The organism is Indolivaga macrotermitis, from assembly GCF_900128985.1.
GTDB lineage: Bacteria > Bacteroidota > Bacteroidia > Bacteroidales > Dysgonomonadaceae > Dysgonomonas_A > Dysgonomonas_A macrotermitis.
Map to the genome: position 1 here is coordinate 157,897 of NZ_FQUC01000009.1, position 19,136 is coordinate 177,032.

At 35.6% G+C, this 19,136-nt stretch carries 20 protein-coding genes; 14 read left to right on the forward strand and 6 right to left on the reverse strand.

Annotated features, from left to right (window positions below; genetic code table 11):
• Positions 1-58 precede the first annotated feature (58 nt).
• The 11 genes from BUC12_RS12865 to BUC12_RS12915 all read left to right on the forward strand — a co-directional run bounded on the left by BUC12_RS12865 (position 59) and on the right by BUC12_RS12915 (position 12,212).
• Positions 59-1,813 carry a glycosyltransferase family protein gene (locus tag BUC12_RS12865; protein WP_062184938.1) on the forward strand — a complete coding sequence of 585 codons (1,755 nt, stop codon included), beginning with the start codon at positions 59-61 and terminating at the stop codon, positions 1,811-1,813.
• Positions 1,814-1,998: 185 nt separating this feature from the next.
• Entirely contained in the window at positions 1,999-2,289 is a 291-nt protein-coding gene (locus tag BUC12_RS12870; RefSeq protein ID WP_062184935.1) for a putative quinol monooxygenase, read from the forward strand.
• 88 nt (positions 2,290-2,377) lie between these two features.
• Positions 2,378-3,694 (forward strand): hemolysin family protein, encoded by a 1,317-nt coding sequence (locus BUC12_RS12875; RefSeq protein WP_062184932.1) that lies wholly within the window; start codon positions 2,378-2,380, stop codon positions 3,692-3,694.
• 21 nt (positions 3,695-3,715) lie between these two features.
• Positions 3,716-4,846 carry a tRNA guanosine(34) transglycosylase Tgt gene (tgt, locus tag BUC12_RS12880; protein WP_062184929.1) on the forward strand — a complete coding sequence of 377 codons (1,131 nt, stop codon included), beginning with the start codon at positions 3,716-3,718 and terminating at the stop codon, positions 4,844-4,846.
• 14 nt (positions 4,847-4,860) lie between these two features.
• The gene (locus BUC12_RS12885; protein ID WP_062184926.1) at positions 4,861-5,937 is read left to right on the forward strand and encodes an LptF/LptG family permease; all 1,077 of its coding nucleotides are present in this window, start codon (positions 4,861-4,863) and stop codon (positions 5,935-5,937) included.
• Between the two features lie 30 nt (positions 5,938-5,967).
• Entirely contained in the window at positions 5,968-6,306 is a 339-nt protein-coding gene (locus BUC12_RS12890) for a hypothetical protein (RefSeq protein ID WP_062184923.1), read from the forward strand.
• Positions 6,291-6,944, forward strand: coding sequence for an ATP-binding cassette domain-containing protein (locus BUC12_RS12895; protein ID WP_062184920.1), 654 nt, complete (start codon positions 6,291-6,293; stop codon positions 6,942-6,944). Before BUC12_RS12890 ends, BUC12_RS12895 begins: the two co-directional genes overlap by 16 nt.
• A gap of 592 nt (positions 6,945-7,536) precedes the next feature.
• Positions 7,537-7,869, forward strand: a complete 333-nt coding sequence (locus BUC12_RS12900) for a hypothetical protein (protein WP_062184918.1) — start codon at positions 7,537-7,539, stop codon at positions 7,867-7,869.
• Between the two features lie 35 nt (positions 7,870-7,904).
• Complete coding sequence (locus tag BUC12_RS12905) at positions 7,905-8,765, forward strand: hypothetical protein (RefSeq protein ID WP_062184915.1); 861 nt, start codon at positions 7,905-7,907, stop codon at positions 8,763-8,765.
• A 16-nt stretch (positions 8,766-8,781) separates the two neighbouring features.
• Positions 8,782-10,935, forward strand: coding sequence for an FISUMP domain-containing protein (locus tag BUC12_RS12910; protein WP_062184912.1), 2,154 nt, complete (start codon positions 8,782-8,784; stop codon positions 10,933-10,935).
• Positions 10,936-11,483: 548 nt separating this feature from the next.
• A complete protein-coding gene (locus BUC12_RS12915) occupies positions 11,484-12,212 on the forward strand; it encodes a hypothetical protein (protein ID WP_139262056.1) in 729 nt (242 codons plus the stop codon).
• A gap of 126 nt (positions 12,213-12,338) precedes the next feature.
• Here the strand turns inward: BUC12_RS12915 and BUC12_RS12920 are convergent, their stop codons facing one another.
• The 3 genes from BUC12_RS12920 to BUC12_RS19875 form a co-directional block, all read right to left on the reverse strand.
• The gene (locus BUC12_RS12920; RefSeq protein ID WP_062184906.1) at positions 12,339-12,563 is read right to left on the reverse strand and encodes a hypothetical protein; all 225 of its coding nucleotides are present in this window, start codon (positions 12,561-12,563) and stop codon (positions 12,339-12,341) included.
• A 46-nt stretch (positions 12,564-12,609) separates the two neighbouring features.
• Positions 12,610-12,927, reverse strand: coding sequence for a hypothetical protein (locus BUC12_RS12925; protein WP_062184904.1), 318 nt, complete (start codon positions 12,925-12,927; stop codon positions 12,610-12,612).
• 263 nt (positions 12,928-13,190) lie between these two features.
• Complete coding sequence (locus BUC12_RS19875) at positions 13,191-13,391, reverse strand: hypothetical protein (protein ID WP_139262057.1); 201 nt, start codon at positions 13,389-13,391, stop codon at positions 13,191-13,193.
• Positions 13,392-13,657: 266 nt separating this feature from the next.
• Between BUC12_RS19875 and BUC12_RS12930 the strand changes: the two genes are divergently transcribed.
• The 3 genes from BUC12_RS12930 to BUC12_RS20060 all read left to right on the forward strand — a co-directional run bounded on the left by BUC12_RS12930 (position 13,658) and on the right by BUC12_RS20060 (position 16,371).
• The gene (locus BUC12_RS12930) at positions 13,658-15,028 is read left to right on the forward strand and encodes a tyrosine-type recombinase/integrase (RefSeq protein WP_062185243.1); all 1,371 of its coding nucleotides are present in this window, start codon (positions 13,658-13,660) and stop codon (positions 15,026-15,028) included.
• A 186-nt stretch (positions 15,029-15,214) separates the two neighbouring features.
• Positions 15,215-16,072, forward strand: coding sequence for a hypothetical protein (locus tag BUC12_RS12935; protein ID WP_062185246.1), 858 nt, complete (start codon positions 15,215-15,217; stop codon positions 16,070-16,072).
• A 131-nt stretch (positions 16,073-16,203) separates the two neighbouring features.
• Positions 16,204-16,371, forward strand: coding sequence for a hypothetical protein (locus BUC12_RS20060; RefSeq protein ID WP_157257607.1), 168 nt, complete (start codon positions 16,204-16,206; stop codon positions 16,369-16,371).
• A gap of 329 nt (positions 16,372-16,700) precedes the next feature.
• Here the strand turns inward: BUC12_RS20060 and BUC12_RS12940 are convergent, their stop codons facing one another.
• The 3 genes from BUC12_RS12940 to BUC12_RS12955 all read right to left on the reverse strand — a co-directional run bounded on the left by BUC12_RS12940 (position 16,701) and on the right by BUC12_RS12955 (position 19,020).
• The gene (locus BUC12_RS12940) at positions 16,701-17,636 is read right to left on the reverse strand and encodes a hypothetical protein (protein ID WP_062185249.1); all 936 of its coding nucleotides are present in this window, start codon (positions 17,634-17,636) and stop codon (positions 16,701-16,703) included.
• 296 nt (positions 17,637-17,932) lie between these two features.
• Positions 17,933-18,517, reverse strand: coding sequence for a hypothetical protein (locus BUC12_RS12945; RefSeq protein WP_139262058.1), 585 nt, complete (start codon positions 18,515-18,517; stop codon positions 17,933-17,935).
• A 293-nt stretch (positions 18,518-18,810) separates the two neighbouring features.
• Entirely contained in the window at positions 18,811-19,020 is a 210-nt protein-coding gene (locus tag BUC12_RS12955) for a hypothetical protein (RefSeq protein ID WP_073357313.1), read from the reverse strand.
• Positions 19,021-19,136 lie beyond the last annotated feature (116 nt).

Sequence of the window (19,136 nt, forward strand, 5' to 3'; positions counted from 1 at the left end):
AGCACTACTTTTGGTAAATCAATAACTATCACTGATAAATTTGTTATTTTTTTGATAAATGAATTTAGGATCTCTAAAAGAAAAAATCAACGGAATTTGTAACACTGTCACAGCTTTCGTTACTAATAATACAATAAGCCAATTTTCAATTTTCCTATTGGTCTTACTTCTATTGTCATGGGGAATGATTATCTGGTATTTTCCGGAACAGGGAGTAGTCTCCGGAGGAGGAACTGACTTACAGTTTCATACCAACCGCTTTTATGCTGTATTCCAAGCCATAGATTACGGAAGTTTTCCTTTCTATATTAATACAGATGCATTGAACCATTATGGATATGCGGCTAATCTTTTTTATCCGGATTTAATGCTTATTCCTTTTGCTCTTTTGATTCCGGTACTTGGATTTGCTTCTGCTTACAAATTGATGATCTTTGTATATACCATATTATGTGGTATTTTCTCGTATTGGGCTTTATCTAAAATAACAAGAAACAATCTGATAGCCTTTCTATTTGCTTTGTTTTATACATTCGCTATATATCGCATTATAGATATTTCGTATAGAGGAGCTTTGGGTGAGTTTATATCTTTCACCTTTTTGCCTCTGGTGTTTTGGGGGATGTATGAGATATTATACGGAAACTTCAAACAACGCTGGTATATTGTCTCCATGGGTTTTATTTGTTTGATTTATACCCATCTTCTTTCGGCATTCCTTATTTTTCTGGCTGTTTGTATTGCTCTGATGATCTGTTACAGACAAATAGTCAGTAATCCCCGCCGATTGCTTTATCTAGCATTGGCCGGTGTTGTATCGGCAGTTATATCGTTTGCTTTTTTGCTTCCTATGTTTGAGCAACTAATTGATAATCAGTTTTATTTCAAAACACAACCATTGGCACAGCAGATTGGAACTCAATCGGTAGAATTGCGGAGAGTTCTCTGGGGTGTTTTTAGTGGATTGACCGACAATATGCTTAGAATAGAAACGATTGGTATAGTTTTGATCATACCGTTACTCTTTCGTCTTGTAATAAAAGGTAAACATCCGTTTCTTCGTTTTGCAGATATCTGTACATTCATTTCATTTATCCTTATTTTCGCTTTATCAGATTTATTTCCCTGGTATATTTTTCCATTTAATCAATTAACTATTTTGCAGTTTCCTTTCCGTTTGTTACAGCCGGCCAGCTTTCTTCTAGCTTGTTCTGCGGCTATTTATTTATCTATAATATGTAAGCAAACAAACCGGAGTTTTATAATTGTTACCTGTTTTGTCCTGATAATAGGGTACAGTATACGTGTTACAGGTGCTGTATATCAAGGGTATACAAAGTATACAGTTAATAATAAGGAAGGCCATAATCTGGATCAAATGGAAATTGTAGGAGCAGAGTATTTATCAAGCAGAATACCCTCAGATCCGACTGATGATATTAGATACCGTATTCAGTATATAGTTGACAGGGGTAGTGTAGTATTGGTGGAACATTCCGATACACAAATAAAAAGCCAAACAAGGGATAATGATAAACTGATAATTGAAACAGTACAAACCAATACTGATAATCTGGTATTACCTTTGTTGTATTATAAAGGATATAAGGCTATACAAGGCAATAAAGAATTAGAGGCCAGCCATTCTAAAGATGGGTTGTTAGAAGTGAAGAGTCCTCAGTCAGGCAAAATAACAATTTGGTTTTGGGGGACTTCACTACAACGTATTAGTCTTGCGATTTCACTTCTCGCTTTAGCCTTATTTGTCGTATATATTATCTATACAGAAAGAAGGGTAGGTAAGAGTATCTGATCTATATTTAAGATAAGAGAATAAAAAATATTCAAAAACAGTGTCACCTTTGTCACTTTATTGAGTTTTAGTAGTTGATTATAAATAGAATAGTAACGAGACAAAAGTGACAGTATAGTAACAGTAATGTATACTATTTGTATAAGAATGTTACTTAATTAAACACATATAAAAAAGATATAACAATGGAAGAATTAAAAATCGTAGCAACTATTACAGTTAAACCCGAGTTTAAAGAAGATATCTTAAAAGCTTTACATGATGTAGTAGATGCAACCCGGAAAGAAGAAGGAAATGTTTCTTATGATTTACATTCACATGTATCTGACGAGAATGTATTTACAATTCTGGAAGTTTGGAAATCGAGAGATGCTATTACCTTACATAATGCGAGTGACCATTTTGAAACATTTAAAAAGGCAATCGATGGTAAAATATCCGATCTGAAAATCGAGACTATAAAACGGGTGTACTAAATTACGGTTATAAAAAAATATAATCATTTGATTCTTTGCAAATGCACATTTGTATGTATCTTTGCGAAGTCAACATTTTAATAGATATATGATATCTAACATATTAATAACTTTTCTATTTGTTTTCTTTAATGGTTTTTTCGTTGCAGCTGAATTTGCAATAGTAAAAGTAAGAAATTCGCAACTCGAAATGAAAGCTCAGGAAGGTAACCGTTTTGCTATCCTTTCTAAGCATATTGTAAGCCATCTTGACGCATATTTAGCAGCTACTCAATTAGGAATAACCTTGTCCAGTCTTGCTTTAGGATGGATTGGTGAGCCTGTGGTATCTAAGCTTATAATCAGCTTTATGGAGTTGATAAACATAAATATTAGTCCCGAATTGGCTCATAGTATAGCATTACCTGTTGCTTTCCTTATCATCACTGTTCTACATATTGTATTCGGGGAATTGGCTCCTAAATCGTTGGCAATACAAAGCCCTGAAAAGACTACACTGTTTGTGGCTTATCCTTTACAAGCATTTTATTGGATATGCCGTCCATTTATTTGGTTGCTTAATGGTTTGGCCAATCTTATTCTTCGGATGTGCGGACTACATTCTGTATCAGAAACAGAAACTTACAGCAGTGACGAATTGAAATATCTGGTGGATCAGGTACGCGAAAGCGGTAATATTGAAGATACCAACTATGATATAATAAAGAATGCTTTTGATTTTTCGGAGCGTACAGCACGTCAGGTTATGGTGCCGCGTACTCAGGTTCTGGCAATAGATGTAAATGATTATGACGAGCAGACATTAGAAACCGTTATTGAGGATGGCTTTTCGCGTATACCTTGTTACGAAGATAGTATTGATAATATTATCGGTATTGTTCACTTGAAGGATATACTAAAGAAAATGCGCCAGAGCGGGCATGTCGATATTCGTTCTATTGTGCGGCCTGTTTCTTTTGTTCCGGAAAGCAAACGTATTGGTATTATACTGAAAGAGTTTCAGGTAAAACACCAACAGATAGCCATGGTATTGAATGAATACGGAGGTATTGAAGGTATTATTACGATGGAAGATATTCTGGAAGAGTTGGTCGGCGAAATACAAGATGAATATGATAACGAAATACCTTTTGTAGAGCCTACTTCCAGCAATACATATTCAGTAATAGCTACAGCTGCTATTTCGGACATTAACAATCAATTGCCACATGCTATTGATAAGTCAAAACAATACGATACATTAGCCGGATACCTGATTGATAAGTTTGGGCGAATCCCTAATACTCATGACAAATTGGAAGCCGAAGGATACGAATTTTCGGTTTTGAAGAAGAATAAGACTTCTATAGTTTTAGTTCAATTAAGAGATTTGGCAGATTCTGCTGATGATGCTAAAGATAATTGATCTGTGCTTTTATATATCTGAATGAAATTTGAATTACAATATAACGACAGTCAGTCTAATGCCCGGGCAGGATTGATCACTACTGATCACGGTCAAATTGAGACACCTATATTTATGCCTGTGGGTACACAAGGTGCAGTGAAAGCTGTACATATGCCCGAATTAGAAAAAGATATTCAGGCCCAGATTATACTGGGTAATACATATCACCTGTATCTTCGTCCCGGTCTTGACATTTTGCGACAAGCCGGCGGATTACATAAGTTTAATAGCTGGAATAAGCCTATATTAACAGACAGTGGGGGGTTTCAGGTATTTTCACTGGCTCACAACAGGAAGCTGACCGAAGAGGGTGCTATTTTCCGCTCACATGTAGATGGTTCCAAGCATATATTCACTCCCGAAAATGTAATGGACATTGAACGTACTATCGGCGCGGATATTATGATGGCTTTTGACGAATGTACTCCCGGTGATGCAGAATATTCGTATGCGAAAAAGTCACTGGATCTTACAGAGCGATGGCTCGATCGTTGTATTACCCGTTTTAATGAAACGGAATGTGAATATGGATATAAACAAGCTCTGTTCCCGATAGTACAGGGTTGTGTATATCCCGATTTGCGCAAGAGAGCAGCCGAAAATATTGCTTCGAAAGAGGCCGAAGGTAATGCTATAGGTGGATTAGCTGTAGGTGAGCCTACAGAAAAGATGTATGAGATGATTGAGGTTGTCAACGAAATCTTACCTAAGGATAAGCCCCGGTATTTGATGGGAGTGGGGACACCGGCCAATATACTCGAAGCGATAGAACGTGGTGTAGATATGTTCGACTGTATTATGCCTACCCGTAATGGTCGTAATGGGCAGTTGTTTACCCGTCGTGGCATACTGAATATGCGCAATAAGAAATGGGCAAATGATTTTAACCCGATTGATGCGGAAGGTACTTCATTTGTCGATACATTATATTCGAAGGCGTATTTGCGGCATTTATTTATTGTTAACGAAATTCTTGCGCTACAAATCGCATCAATACATAACTTAGCATTCTATTTGTGGCTGGTTAAAGAGGCCCGTAAACATATAATAGCAGGAGATTATTCGAACTGGAAACGTTCGATTATTGATGATGTTACACGACGATTGTAATTAAGAGAGCCTAAATGCTTACTATACTCGATAAATACATTATTAGAAAATTTTTGGGAACTTATGTGTTTTCCATAATTCTCATTATCTCTATTGCTGTGGTGTTCGACATCAATGAGCAGCTTGATAAGTTTCTGAGGAATGACGCTCCTTTAAAGGCTATTATCTTTTCATATTATTTGAACTTCATCCCTTATTATGTTAACTTGTTCAGTCCTCTGTTTGTCTTTATATCAGTAATATTTTTTACATCCAAACTGGCTGACAATTCGGAAATTATATCGATGCTTGCCTCTGGTATGAGTTTCAGACGGTTAATGAAGCCATACATGATATCAGCAGCAGTAATTGCGTTTGCAAGTTTTATACTCACCGGATTTGTTATACCTCCTGCAAATGTTGTACGAATACAGTTCCAGAATAAATATATTAAGAACAAGGCAGTTACTTATGCCGAACGTATACAGATACAAATAGAACCGGGAGTTATTGCCTTCTTCAACAGGTATGATGACAGGGAAAAGATGGGGTTCAATTTTTCTTTGGATAAATTTGACGGAAAGCAGTTGGTTTCGCGATTAACAGCCCGTCGCATCGCTTATGATTCTGCATACCATTGGGTTCTGCATGATTATTCAGTTCGGGAATTTGAAGGCATGAGAGAACATGTAACTACGGGGATAAAGGCCGATACTACATTAACTATAGTTCCCAGTGATTTCCTTATTGCGAGTAACGATTTTGAACAAATGAGCACTCCGCAACTGTATAAACATATTGCCCGTCAAAAAGACAGGGGAATCGGAAATATACAATCTTTTGAAATAGAATACCACAAGCGTTTTGCTTCTATTGCTTCTGCATTTATTTTGACATTGATAGGAGCAGCTCTTTCTTCCCGGAAAGTTAAAGGAGGAATGGGGCTTAATATTGGCATCGGGTTACTTCTGAGTGTATCTTATATCCTGTTTATGACCATAAGCTCCACTTTTGCTGTTTCAGGTCTTGTAAGCCCGTTTATTGCAGCCTGGATTCCTAATATTATATTCATGGCAATAGCTGCTTATCTCTACAGGAAAGCTCCGAATTAAATGTAACACCATCAGAAAAATGACTTATGGATGAAACATCTGAAAAAGAAACTAAGGTTCTATAGTCTATTCCTCTTAACAACACTTTATCAGAGCATACCTACTACATTTGTTATTGCAGTATTATTAGTCATTGCTGGTGGCTGGAATGATCTTCAGGAAACGATCGGGTTTATTATACTGGGTTTTCCTACACTCGGTTTGGCTATTGCATTTTTTTACAAAGAACAAATGAGACAAAACGAATATCCATTTTATTATAATGCAACCTGTGGAAAAACAGGTTTATGGGTATTCACTTCAATATGTTATGTTATAATAGCTATTGTATTAACTCAAATAAATAAGTTGATATGGGTACTTATTTAGAAGCTGATAGTATCTTACACTCATATGGAAATAGATCTATCCTTACTGATGTTTATCTGAGATGTGTGCCCGGTGATATTATTGCCATTTTCGGACGGAATGGAGCAGGAAAAACAACCTTATTTGAAATATTAACAGGGATAAGAAAGGCCGATAGGTCTTTTATTCGTATTAATGATAAAATTATCACAAAAGCAACATATAAAAGTGGCTTTATTACTTTCTTGCCTCAAAGAAGTTTTCTACCTAAGGAGTTAACTGTAGGAAGAATCATAAAGTTATATGATGTCAATGATTCGCTTTTTTTCAATGATGATATTGTATTCAAAACAAGAAACCAGAAAGTAAGAGATTTGTCTGGAGGAGAAATTCGGTATTTGGAAGTGAAACTGACACTGAATATAGATGCCCCTTTTGTTATTTTGGATGAACCCTTTAGTGGATTATCCCCTGTTATGGTTGAACATATTCTTGACGAAATCAAAGGGAGTGCGCGAATTAGGGGTATAATACTAACAGATCACAAATATAAAGATGTATGTAAAATTGCTAATAGGTTTATGCTATTAACAGATGGATATTTGAAAGAAATAAACGATGCCAATGAACTAATAAAATCGGAGTATATTCTTTCATAAGTTTATTAGTACAAAGAAAAACACGCAAAAAACATTGAGTTTATATTATATATAATAAAGATGTATTCATATAGAGAGCAAGTGTTTTTTGCCTTGATTTGGTTAACACATGATAAAATAAAAGAGCATGCATAATGCCGTTTCCTTTTGAAAACTAAGGTCCTATGCGGGTTTGTCAATAGCATAAAAATTCAAAAAGAAAATTTTTGAATTTACTCCTCAATTTTTTTTTTGAAAAAAAGTTGCAGAAAAAAATATATATACTACATTTATATCCGAATTGGACTCTAATTCAGATGATTAGTAGTATTAAAAGCAGAAGCAACACTAATATTAATCTAGGTTTATATAACTTGGATTTTGTTTTGTGCGTTGAATCACTAAACACGGAGAGTCAGACAGAGAGACAGAGAGAGCTAAACGTGCGCACCTACAAGCTAACATTTGCTAAATGGGAAAACAATAAATAAAGATCCCCAGAACACTTCTATTCTACATTTATTATATCTAAGATTTTATCGGTAAAATTTTACTGGGTAAAGTTTATGGGTATTAGTATCTATTATAAATGTGCTATTAGTGCTTTGAATTTATGAAATATGAAATTTATGTCTTTAGTGTATCTTCTGCATATAATGCTTATTGTCAGATAGGAATAAATACACACAATCAGACCCTTATAAAAGTGAATCATCCTAAATATATCCATAACCTAATCACAGGCTGGCTGGACCGGCTATACCGGGTAGTAGAGTTGTTGTTTTATTATCGTTCGAATGTTACCACGGATAGCAGGCCAAACTTTAGCCAACCGAATGATGCAGCAAGGTGCAGAGGTTGCACTTTGCTGCTTTATCTCGGAATAGTTGATAAATTAAGAAACAGCCTTTTTTTAGGACAAAGGGACAAAAAGCAAAGGATTTAAAAACAATTATTCTTCATAAATAACAATTAAACAACATGGATAGAAAGTTTTTATTGGGTATTATCGCCCTTATGATAAGCCTCACATCATTTGCACAAGTCGGAGTCAATACCGAAACACCGGCAGCGACACTTGATGTGACAGCGAACTTAAGCGATGCCACACCTGAGGGTGTTATCGCTCCCCGTCTCACGGGAGACCAGCTAAAAGCTGCAGACTCACAATATGGAACCGCCCAGATTGGTGCTATTGTTTACGCAACGGCAGCAGTAACCACAGCAAGTACGAAAACTGTAAATGTAACAGTTGCTGGATATTATTATTTTGATGGTACAGTGTGGCAGATGATTATCGGCGGTACCGAGTGGCTAATCTCAGGAACGACAACTGATGCCCAGTCAGACAAAGTCGGAGCTATTTCCCGTAGCGGCCGTGTTGGTATAGGTACTTTGACACCAGCAACCAAATTGGACATTAAAGCGGACGCTTCCGGAACAGGATTCAAAATGGTGGATGGTACGCAAGGTGTAGGCAAAATAATGACTTCCGATACTAATGGTGTGGGAATGTGGCAGACTCAGTGGTTTTATCTGCCCAGCTTCAATCTTGACCTTTCAACTGTAACTAATGGTAAAACAGTCAATCTATATGAAGTGTATTCAAATCAGTTCACAAAAAGCAGTAATACAAAGTTTGTCAGCAACAATGCTGCTCTGACATCCATTCCCGATCAACCTGTTTATGCAGTCAGCCAGCTCGATTTTGCCGTAACAGACTACGATGACACAGTTATTAAAGTTACAAGTATAGATAATAATGGCATAATGACCTACGACGTACTCAGAACAAACGCATCCCCCGATTCGTATATCAATATCATCTGTATTGTAAAATAAAGGCAATCTTCAGTTTATGAAAAATATAAAGAAGGTATTAATTGTTGCGTTCTGCATTCTGTGTAGTTTTGCGCTACACGCTCAAAAAGAGAATTACAACTGGGCGTTCGGTGCAAATGCAGGGTTATCGTGGAGCGCGCCGCAAAACTATACAGGTACCGCGGTATTTGGCACAACCGGAGGAAATGTTTCACTGACGGGCATACCGACCAACTGGAGGTCTGCTATTTCGACTTCTGAAGGCTGTTTCTCTGTTTCTAGTTTTGACGGGGAAACGATGTTCTATTCGGACGGAATGACCATCTGGAATAAAAATAACGTTGCAATGCCTAATGGAACAGGCCTTTCGGGTGATGCTTCGTCAGCTCAGTCGGGTATCGTAATCCCTTACCCGGGACAGGGTGGAAAATTTATCGTTTTTGCCGTAAGCCTCAATAAAGCAGGTGGACTATCCTATTCGGTAGTGGATATGAGCCTTGACGGTGGATTGGGTGATGTGGTAATTGGGCAGAAAAATATTCCGCTCACCGGCGTGGGTGGCGATTTTGGCGAAGCTCTTACGGCTGTCCGCCATGCCAACTACCGCGATTACTGGGTTGTGGCTACCGCTCGTGATGCCGCCAATATAGGTACCATTAATGTGTGGAAGGTCGATCTGAACGGCGTACATACTGCCGCCGCTAGCAGTATCAATACAGGCGCTACATATGCGGAATCATGGATCGGGTATATGCGTTTCAACTCGGATGGTTCTAAATTTTGGCAAGGTACCGGAAGTTCGGTTGCAGGGTCAAACACAGCTCCTAGCGGATATGTATTGGCTAACTTTAATACGAATACGGGCATTTTTTCCAACCTAAAAGTAAAAGCCTCACCTTTTGGTTCATCTTATGGAGCCGAATTCTCACCTAGCGGACAGTATATTTATACTACACATATAGGGGGTAGCGCTAACGCAGGTGTCAATTATACATCAAAACTATATGTTTGGAACTTCGATGCGCTGATGTCTGCCGCCAATATATCTACCGTTGTGCCGCTCAAGGAACTGACTTATACAGGCCTTCAAGCCCCAGCAACCGTTATAAACGATCTGGCAAGTAATCCTATTGGGGTTCCGCTAATGGGGCCTGACGATAGGATGTACGTATCCAATGCCTGGACGAATTCCATGTTTGTAATCCCTAATCCCGATAGCAACCCGGCTGATCTGAAAATATACAAACTAAACCATATACTTGATGTAGGAGCAGATGGTACCGGCGAAAGAAACTCGTGGGGTTTGCCAGTCTATGCGGCAATGTACTTTAATGTAACGCTCGGAATGCCAGCATCTCTCTGTATCGAAAAGTCAGTTACATTTGATCTCGGCATTAGTGGTGGTGCAGGTGGCGATGCCCTCTCCCGAATAACTATCGACTGGGGCGACGGCTCATCGTTGTATACCCTCACCGGGCCGACGCTCAGCACCACCTATCCAATATCGCATATTTATGAATACAGCGGCAGCTATGTGGTAACAATGACTTCCTACGACAGCAATGATGTAAGGATGGAATCTTCCGGCAGCACCCAAACTGTGACTGTATCCAACTGCCGCATGCCGGTAAACCCACATGTGAGGAGCAGGATGGAGGGAGCAGGAGTCCTTATAAATGGGGTCTACTGGGCAAAAGCCAATGTAGATGCACCCGGTACCTTTGCCTCTTCTCCCGAATCTCCGGGTATGTTTTATCAATGGAACCGTAAAACGCCCTGGCCTGTAACGGGAGCAGTCACCGGCTGGGATACATCGTATTCAACAGCCGATAGTTGGGAGCCCGCTAACGACCCATCACCCGAAGGATGGAGAGTACCAACGGAAGAAGAATTGGAGAGACTCTATGACAGAAGCAAAGTGAGTATGGCAGCGAAAACTATTAATGGCGTGAATGGAGTGGAAGTAACAGACCTGTCTACCGGAGCTTCACTCTTCCTTCCTGATTTGGGCTACCGCAGTGAGACGGATGGCAGCATGGAAACTGCAGGCCGCTACTGGAGTAGTAGTAAGTACGGTGATAGTAGCCCTACCTTGGCTTTTATAGTACAAGTTTTTTTTAGTCGTGGCGCTATGAACTGGGGCAATAGTCACCGGGCCAGTGGTCTACCCATACGTTCAGTGGCGAAATAATATCGTCTAAGGTCAGCCAATGTCTAACAGCAAGAAAGCATAAATAGAATACGTTTTCCTGCTTTTATTAGGAATAAAACCATTCATTCACAATACAGGTAGGTAGAACGAATATTTCATAGAATAAATTATTGATGTTCAATTATTCAAAATTCAAAAATTGTAATTAGTTTTCGTATAAACACACAATGATCAATTACCTCGTTATGTTACCTAATTATGCCAAATCATTGGGGTTTATAAGAAAACATTTACTAGCGTTGTTGTTTGATAGGAACTGAATCAATACAATTACGGCCGGCAGTAGTCTGTAGTGATTACAAGCTACTGCCTTTTATAAAATAACAAATCAGGTATTACTTTACAAAACTCTTTATTCTTATGAATTTTTACTATAACCAACTAATTATATATAACATGAAAACATTAATAATGGAAATAACGTCAAAATTCGAGTGAGATATAAAACCTTTTTAAATAATATATCCGTTTATGACAAGAAGAATAACCAAACAAACTTATAAACAACTATTTATTAATACAAACTCATGAAAAGAAGATCAGTTTTAACGCTCATAGCGTTTATGTCTATCACATTGTTAGCATATAGTCAAGTGGGAATAAACACAGAGACACCCATTACAGCACTTGATATTAATGGAGATCTCCGGGTAGCCACTGTACCAACTAATACATCGTCACAAAATGTTTTGGTATTAGGCATCAACAATGTAGTATCCCAAAATACGGTAGCAAATCTTATGGGGAGTGCATCAGGACTAAAATCATTTGTCCGGGCTGCGGGAGGTTCTTCTACTAGTCTTATCTCGTTAGCAACAGATATACTGACTGCCGGTTGGTTTCAGATTGCAATGCCAGTAGAAGATTTTGACATCAATACCGATGTAACTACACGACCTAATGGAGACTATGATATAACTACCTCTGAATTTACAGCACCTGTTACGGGCTTGTATGAAATCTTTGTCCAATTCAAAACATCGTCTGTTGTCTCGGCAGCAGAAGTAGGGGTCGGTATTTTCAAAAGAAATTCAGGTGCAACAGAGTTTACGCTGGTTGCCGAGGAGACATTTTTAAGTGTAAATGTATCTGTTCTAACAATAGACTTGGATGTATCTCCTCCCACCCGTAAAACGCAGACATTAGTACAACTCAATGCCGGGGATACGATTATCTTCGGAGCTAAAGTTCCTTTAGTTTCTGTAACCTTAGTGGGAGGAACAAATACTTATTTCACAATTAACCAAGTTAGATAAAGATGACACTGATTGTTATTAATGCTAATTTATTAAAGGATATGACTTTCAGTTGTGTCCTTTTTTATCTAAATAATAAAAAGAAACTGTTTTCTCTGTATTTTATTCCGAAATATAATGCTGGTTTTAAAACTTATACTTAATACCTAAGCTATGCCCCGTATCATTATTCCTGAAATCTCGTTGAAGCTGATACTCAATACCTAGATTATGATAGAAGAAGCCGCCTCCAACACTGACGATATCTAAAATCAAATGGCTGGTAATAAATATGTAGTCGTTCGTAGTGATATAATGAAATGGTATATGGAATAGAAAACCTCTCAGTTCATTCTGAGAGGTTAGAATCATGGAATATTTACAAAAGGCAAGTTGAAAAATCTTTTAAACAATAAAATTATTTGAGAAGATTATCTTTAATTAAAGATGATAATAAAACACGTTCATTGCATTCGCCTCTTAAGTAGTTTACGGCATGTCGAGCTATAGATTGTCCCTGTATTGATCTCAACTGATATATTCCAGCCTTTACAAAGTCAATATCTTTATTATTTAATATTTCTAAGGCTTTTAAATATCCATCTTTAGCATTTTTATTTGTGAGTCGATTCATTGAATTATTAGATAAGCAATTACTGATAATAGATGTAACTAATTCTATATCTGAATCAGAAGCTACTATGGCATAAACAGACGAGCTTTTTTTATTGTACATTGCTGATTTAATAAATGGAATACTAATCTTATTTTGAAAAGGTATGGTTATATTATGAGATATTCTATTTATTATAGTTAATTATAATGTAAGATAAAAAAGCTGCTCTTCACAGAGCAGCCATATTATATTTTAACAAGCAAAAATATGTTCTGGCTTTTCATATCCCATCCTGTTTTACAATATTTTCAACCATTTTAATCATAGATGCCATTGTTTTGGCATAATTCGGATCAGTGCATACTTTGCCCTAGTATCATCCACTAACCTTTTTGCATATTTAGTAGGATCATTTCAATATGGTATGCATCGGCATACATCGGTCTTTTCAATAGGCTTAAATGATCAGACAGGCAATCTTCGAGATTGGGATATACACGAAAGTGTCTTTTTACTGAGTACCTGTATTTACCATTGTCAATGGGAGTAATGGATAATACTTCTTCAGGTGCTTTAAACTTCACATTGGAAGTGGATAAACTACGTCGAGGAAAGAATTCCGAAGCTGTATAATACGACTATCGAAAGTTACAATTAAAAAATAAAAGACAATATAACCAACTGATTTATATTGTCTTTTATTAAAATAATGTACACACGAGGGGAGCACTGAAAATGCAACAGGCAAGATATAAGTATTGCAAAAAGCTATTTATATAGAATGAATTATTAACTGTGAAATTGATTTTATATCTTTATTTCACCAAACGTTCCAAAGAAAGTTCCAAATATGACAGAAGCTATTCCTTTCCTTATTGACAAAAGAAAAGACAAAACATCAATACAATTTATAGTTAGAATTAAAGGGCAAAGACTACGATTTGTACCTGGTATAACTATCGAAACGAAATATTGGATTGATAATGTCCGTTGGTGCAAAGAAAATAAACAATACCCTGAAGGATATTTGAATAATATCCAGATAAAAAAATATAAAGAGATAATAGAAAATGTTATAGCTGAATTCCAATCTAATTTAATTCTTCCTACTCAACAATCTTTTAAAGATGCCATTGTAAAACGTATTGACGAAATTAATATGCTTGAAGGTGGAGTGATATCAGATGAAAAACAAAAAGAGATAGATGTTCAACAGAAACTTCAGCTTTTTATCCCTTTTGCCGAATCTTATAAAGAATCCAGCGATAAGAGTATTAGTACAAAGAAAGGATATCAGACCACAATCAATAAACTAAAGGAATATGAAAGTCACATCGGCGTAAATTTGAAATTTGAAGATATTGATATCTCATTCTACAACAAACTCAAACAATACCTGATCAATAAAGATCATTCAAAGAACTATATAGGCGGTCTGTTTAAGAATATTATTCTTTTTATGGGAGAAGCAAAAGCGCAAGGTTTGTGTAAATTTGAAAAGCCCAGAGGTTTTACGGTCGAAAGAGAAGATGGAGATTCAATATCTTTATCTATAGAAGAAATAAAGAAAATTCATGATGTTGTGTTTACCGAAGATCTAGTAAAGAAACATTTTCCTGATTTACGACCTCAAAATATGTCCCGCAAATTAAAAAGTCTCAATATTGAACGAGACCGATTTATAATAGGGTATTGTACAGCTCTGAGAATATCAGATTATTCACGTGTAAATGATTATGATTTAGATGATGGCTTAATTTCTATATGGACACGGAAAAAAGATAAAAAAGTTTACGTGCCAATGCACTATTATTTGAAAGATATTATTGCAAGATATGGAGGTTTAACATTACCTAAAATATCAAGTCAGAAACATAATGAGCAATTAAAAGATATTTGTAAGATTGCCGGTATAAATGATCCCGTAAAGAAAACGATCACTAAAGGAGGTGTTCGAATAGAAGAGGTTAAAGAAAAATATAATCTTGTTTCGAGCCATACAGCCAGAAGATCCGGAGCGACTAATATGTATCGAAATGGAATAGATCTACTTTACATATCCAGATTGTTGGGGCATTCTAAAATTGAGCAAACGGTGAAATACTTAAAAATAACCACTAAGGAATTAGCTATTAGCTTAAAAGATAATCCGTATTTCTCAGGCAAAAAAGTAATATCTGATATGTCGGTATTACTGGAGGGAGAGAAAAAGAAAAAATAAATATGTTGTCGTGTGAAAGAAGCTATTGATATAATGAAGTGGTATCTGTGATAGTTTAACACGATAATGTGTAGTATTTTAACGTTAAAAGTTGTTGAAAAAGCCGATATTCACAGATCAGCGAAATAGAATATCTCAAGCTTTCTTCTTACATTTGGGGTTTAGTAATAACACAAAATTTATAGTATGAAAAAGACTCTCTTTTCGATCTTTTGTTTAGGCTTTTCTTTCTTCTCTTATTCGCAAGATAATTATTTTAAATATAATGGTGTGGCTGATGTATTGTTACGATACCAACCTAATGGTAGTGGAGGTAGAGCTTTAGTGCATGATTCGAATAATTCTTTGACAATAAACTACAACAATGATTTTGCTGGAGGAGTGAGAGTTATGAGCGACTTAAATATATTTCAAAATCTATTCATAGGAAATAGTGTCGGAATAGGGACGTATACGCCAACACATAGACTAGAAGTAAATGGGAATATAAAATCAAGTAATCTTATAATACCACTTGACGGTAGACTCTCTATTAATCTAGCTGATAATTTTACATATCAAAATAAATCCATTGGGCATTATTCTTTTGCATGGGTATATGACTCATGGAAAAGTGGTGCTGCTACTTTATGGCAAAGTGCATATTCTGGAATTAAATTTTTTACTGCTGGACAATATCGAATGGGAATTAATTCAGAAGGCAATGTCGGCATCGGCACAGATAACCCCCAAAACAAACTAGATGTTCTCGGAACGATCCGTGCGACTGAAGTAAAAGTAGAGACAGGTTGGGCTGACTTCGTATTCGATAAAGATTATAAACTACCGACACTTCAGGAAGTGGAAAACCATATCAACGAACACAAACACCTGCCAGATATTCCATCAGAAGCGGAAGTCAAAGAAAACGGAGTGAGTTTAGGTGAAATGCAAGCTAAGTTATTACAGAAGATCGAGGAGTTGACTTTATACGTAATTAAGCAGGATAAAACAATAAAAGAGCAAGGAGAACTGATACAGGAATTAAAAAGTAAATTGGAGTAGGAAAGAAAAGCCTCCGGAGAGGCTTAAGGTTTAATTAATATATTTATTAAAATAAATATTGAATGCTATAATGGAATACACACTTAATATATCCACTTTTTGTATTTTTGCCAGAGCTAATAAAAACAACCATGAAACTAAAAGATTTATCTATTGCAGATTTAAAATCCCTATATGATCTTCTAGACCAGAAACGGGAATACTTGGAACATGACGAAGTAGCAGGCCGGATGAAAATTGTAAAGCTAAAAGAAGCTGTTTATTCAGAGTTATGTGACCGGGTTAAAGAATTAATTTAGAATAAAAAGGTGCAAGTAGATTTGTTTGTACTTTTTTTGTTAACCTCCGTTAAGCAAATAAATATATATATATAGTCGTTCGTAGTGTAAAAGAGGTTATTGGTATAATTTATAATAAAAAAGCCAGATAGAATTCTATCTGGCTTTTTTATTATAAATTAATATTATAGTTAACATACTCAAGCTTATCCTTGAGTGTCATCCTCATTTGGATAATTGAAAAACACGGTTGTTATTTTCATAATAGTCGCTTTTTAGTTTCATTTGTGATACAAATATAACTAAATTAAAGCCATATATGTTTTTAATTTAGTATTTTTTTTGAATTCTTAATTCTTTTCTTTTAAAGATATTACGTATCCTTGATTTGGCAAAATCAGTTCTTTATATTTCATAGTAAAGCTATTGTTCTTATGGGTTTGAGATTTGAAGTCTGCTACAGTTCCACGACTGATAAAACATGCACATATATCATCCGGGTAACTGAATTTGACTGTTAGTTTATTTATTAGAAATAGAGCTTTAAAACAAATAGTGAAATCTTTTTCAAGAGAATATTTTTTTTCGACGGTTTTAGATATTTCATATTTTGTCTCACCTTCTAGCTCTATTATATGCTGAAAAAAATGACATCCATTACTTACTTCACTATTTACACTAATAACATTAGCTGGCTTACCATTTACAATATAATTATCAACTTTTACGTGATAATCGGCTTCATCTAACCCTCCAACTTCTATCCAGCTCTTGAGGGGGAATTGAAATTTATCTTTAGTCTCTGCTATAAGGTCGAATGTTATATTGGATTTTGTTATTATAGTATTTTTGTCTTTTTCAGCCCATGTAAGTTCTATGTCTATTTCATAATCATTGTAGTAACTTACATTGTTCACGGGTAAGTATGAATTCATTATTATGGCTAATAAATCTTTGCTAATAGATGGAAATTTAGATTTAAATAAAGCCTTTGTTACATTTTCCCATATTATCGGTAAATCCTTACGTTTATTTATAAACTCTTTAGCATAGATAATTTGTTCTAAATCAGATTTGAATACTCCTGCTAGTTGTGCAACATTTGTTAAGTAGCCTAATATCACACCAATTACAAGTATGTCTCCCATTTTTATAACAATTTCTTTCCATATAGTTCCTGAGTCTATTTGGAAATAACCAATAAAATAGAGGAAGATACCTATAATTAGGAAGATCCAGGCTGAACCTGTTTTTAAAAATTGAGCAGATAATAAATCTTTTTTCATTTTAGTGTTAAGATTAAAATAATGTGCAAAATAAACACAATTTTCATTAAAATATAATATTCTGCATCATAAAATTCAATGAATTTATATAACACTATTTCTACATCTCACAATAAGTATTATTCCAGCTATTAATGAGCATATTACAATAATCCAGATACTCACTTTATGATAAAAGCCTATATGTTATTCACCCAAATATGCCATGCGTCCATCCGCCCCTCTTATTTGCAGTTATTTCCGTATATTTATGGAATGTTGTTCATCAAGCTCTTTTTGTTTGATGAACAACATTCTTAAAACCTATATTTAATACCTAAGCTATGCCCGGTGTCATTATATCTAAAATCTCTTTGAAACTGATATTCAATTCCGAAGTTATGATAAAAGAATCCACCTCCAACACTGGCAATATCTAAAGTCGAATAGCCGGCAGATGCAAAAGGTTGAAATACTTTTGCTTTGGTTATAGTTGTCACCTTCTGCATAGGTGTGAAAGTGTAACTAAAATTCGATAATTTGTTATTCTGAACCGTAATATCGTACAAAAACTTCCCGTTTTCGTTATTAAAAACTATATCAGCATATTTTCTCTCTATATTCCAATCGTCGATCGTAGCGTCTTTTGATTTGATAGTATCGATCTCTGACGTCTCTTTGCCTGTCTGATCTTTCTTGTAAACAGGTACCAGCTTTTCTTTATCCGCTTTCTTCTCGGAGTATGGAGCAGGGATATAAACCGTATCGGTTATAGTTTCTCCCTTTACATACTTTGTTTCCGTTTTAAATTCATCCGGTTTTTGTATAAGATACATCAAAGCACAACCGGAAAAAAAAGCAAAAAAAGCAACGGTCAAATAAATTTTTATAGTTCGTTTCATATTATCGAATTTTTTATACATTTGAACCTCAAATTTATTAGTGTAAGTGAATAAAGAATTTTCACAAAAGTGTGTTTTAGTGGAACAGAGTTGTAGTGATACAATTCTGTTTTCTTTTCATAATCTTGTTTTTATTCCGGTTGTATAATTATATTTATATCCTAGAATAGATAATGCAATTACACTATATTCATAATGATAATCACAAGGTATATCTTTAATCCTGCTTACTCCATATTTAGACAATGAATACCTAATCCATTCCCTAGCCCACTGTTTAGCTTTACGCCTCTTTAATCGCATCGGATAATTATTATTTTATAGTTACCTTTTAAGTATTTAGATGTAAATACACTATCTGCTTTATGAAACTGAGCTTCAAAACGATTCGGCTTACTTATTTCTTTTCTGGGCTTTTCCTTACTTTTCGCTTGGACTCCATAACAAGCCGAGACCCCGGTTACAAGAGCGAATGATAGTGCAACTAAGATATATTTTTTCATTTCAACACCTCCTTTGCTTTATCCCATATTTCTTTTCTGTCAGCATAGCCGTTATATCCTCCGTTGATAGCTTTGGTCAGTTTCTTGAAATCTTCTTCTTTCAGCGTAGCATAACG

Coding starts and splice junctions, on each gene's coding strand:
- BUC12_RS12865 (WP_062184938.1), top strand. CDS start 59: ATGAATTTAGGATCTCTAAAAGAAAAAATCAACGGAATTTGTAACACT.
- BUC12_RS12870 (WP_062184935.1), top strand. CDS start 1,999: ATGGAAGAATTAAAAATCGTAGCAACTATTACAGTTAAACCCGAGTTT.
- BUC12_RS12875 (WP_062184932.1), top strand. CDS start 2,378: ATGATATCTAACATATTAATAACTTTTCTATTTGTTTTCTTTAATGGT.
- tgt (WP_062184929.1), top strand. CDS start 3,716: ATGAAATTTGAATTACAATATAACGACAGTCAGTCTAATGCCCGGGCA.
- BUC12_RS12885 (WP_062184926.1), top strand. CDS start 4,861: ATGCTTACTATACTCGATAAATACATTATTAGAAAATTTTTGGGAACT.
- BUC12_RS12890 (WP_062184923.1), top strand. CDS start 5,968: ATGAAACATCTGAAAAAGAAACTAAGGTTCTATAGTCTATTCCTCTTA.
- BUC12_RS12895 (WP_062184920.1), top strand. CDS start 6,291: ATGGGTACTTATTTAGAAGCTGATAGTATCTTACACTCATATGGAAAT.
- BUC12_RS12900 (WP_062184918.1), top strand. CDS start 7,537: ATGAAATATGAAATTTATGTCTTTAGTGTATCTTCTGCATATAATGCT.
- BUC12_RS12905 (WP_062184915.1), top strand. CDS start 7,905: ATGGATAGAAAGTTTTTATTGGGTATTATCGCCCTTATGATAAGCCTC.
- BUC12_RS12910 (WP_062184912.1), top strand. CDS start 8,782: ATGAAAAATATAAAGAAGGTATTAATTGTTGCGTTCTGCATTCTGTGT.
- BUC12_RS12915 (WP_139262056.1), top strand. CDS start 11,484: ATGAAAAGAAGATCAGTTTTAACGCTCATAGCGTTTATGTCTATCACA.
- BUC12_RS12920 (WP_062184906.1), bottom strand. CDS start 12,563: ATGATTCTAACCTCTCAGAATGAACTGAGAGGTTTTCTATTCCATATA.
- BUC12_RS12925 (WP_062184904.1), bottom strand. CDS start 12,927: ATGTACAATAAAAAAAGCTCGTCTGTTTATGCCATAGTAGCTTCTGAT.
- BUC12_RS12930 (WP_062185243.1), top strand. CDS start 13,658: ATGACAGAAGCTATTCCTTTCCTTATTGACAAAAGAAAAGACAAAACA.
- BUC12_RS12935 (WP_062185246.1), top strand. CDS start 15,215: ATGAAAAAGACTCTCTTTTCGATCTTTTGTTTAGGCTTTTCTTTCTTC.
- BUC12_RS20060 (WP_157257607.1), top strand. CDS start 16,204: ATGAAACTAAAAGATTTATCTATTGCAGATTTAAAATCCCTATATGAT.
- BUC12_RS12940 (WP_062185249.1), bottom strand. CDS start 17,636: ATGAAAAAAGATTTATTATCTGCTCAATTTTTAAAAACAGGTTCAGCC.
- BUC12_RS12945 (WP_139262058.1), bottom strand. CDS start 18,517: ATGAAACGAACTATAAAAATTTATTTGACCGTTGCTTTTTTTGCTTTT.
- BUC12_RS12955 (WP_073357313.1), bottom strand. CDS start 19,020: ATGAAAAAATATATCTTAGTTGCACTATCATTCGCTCTTGTAACCGGG.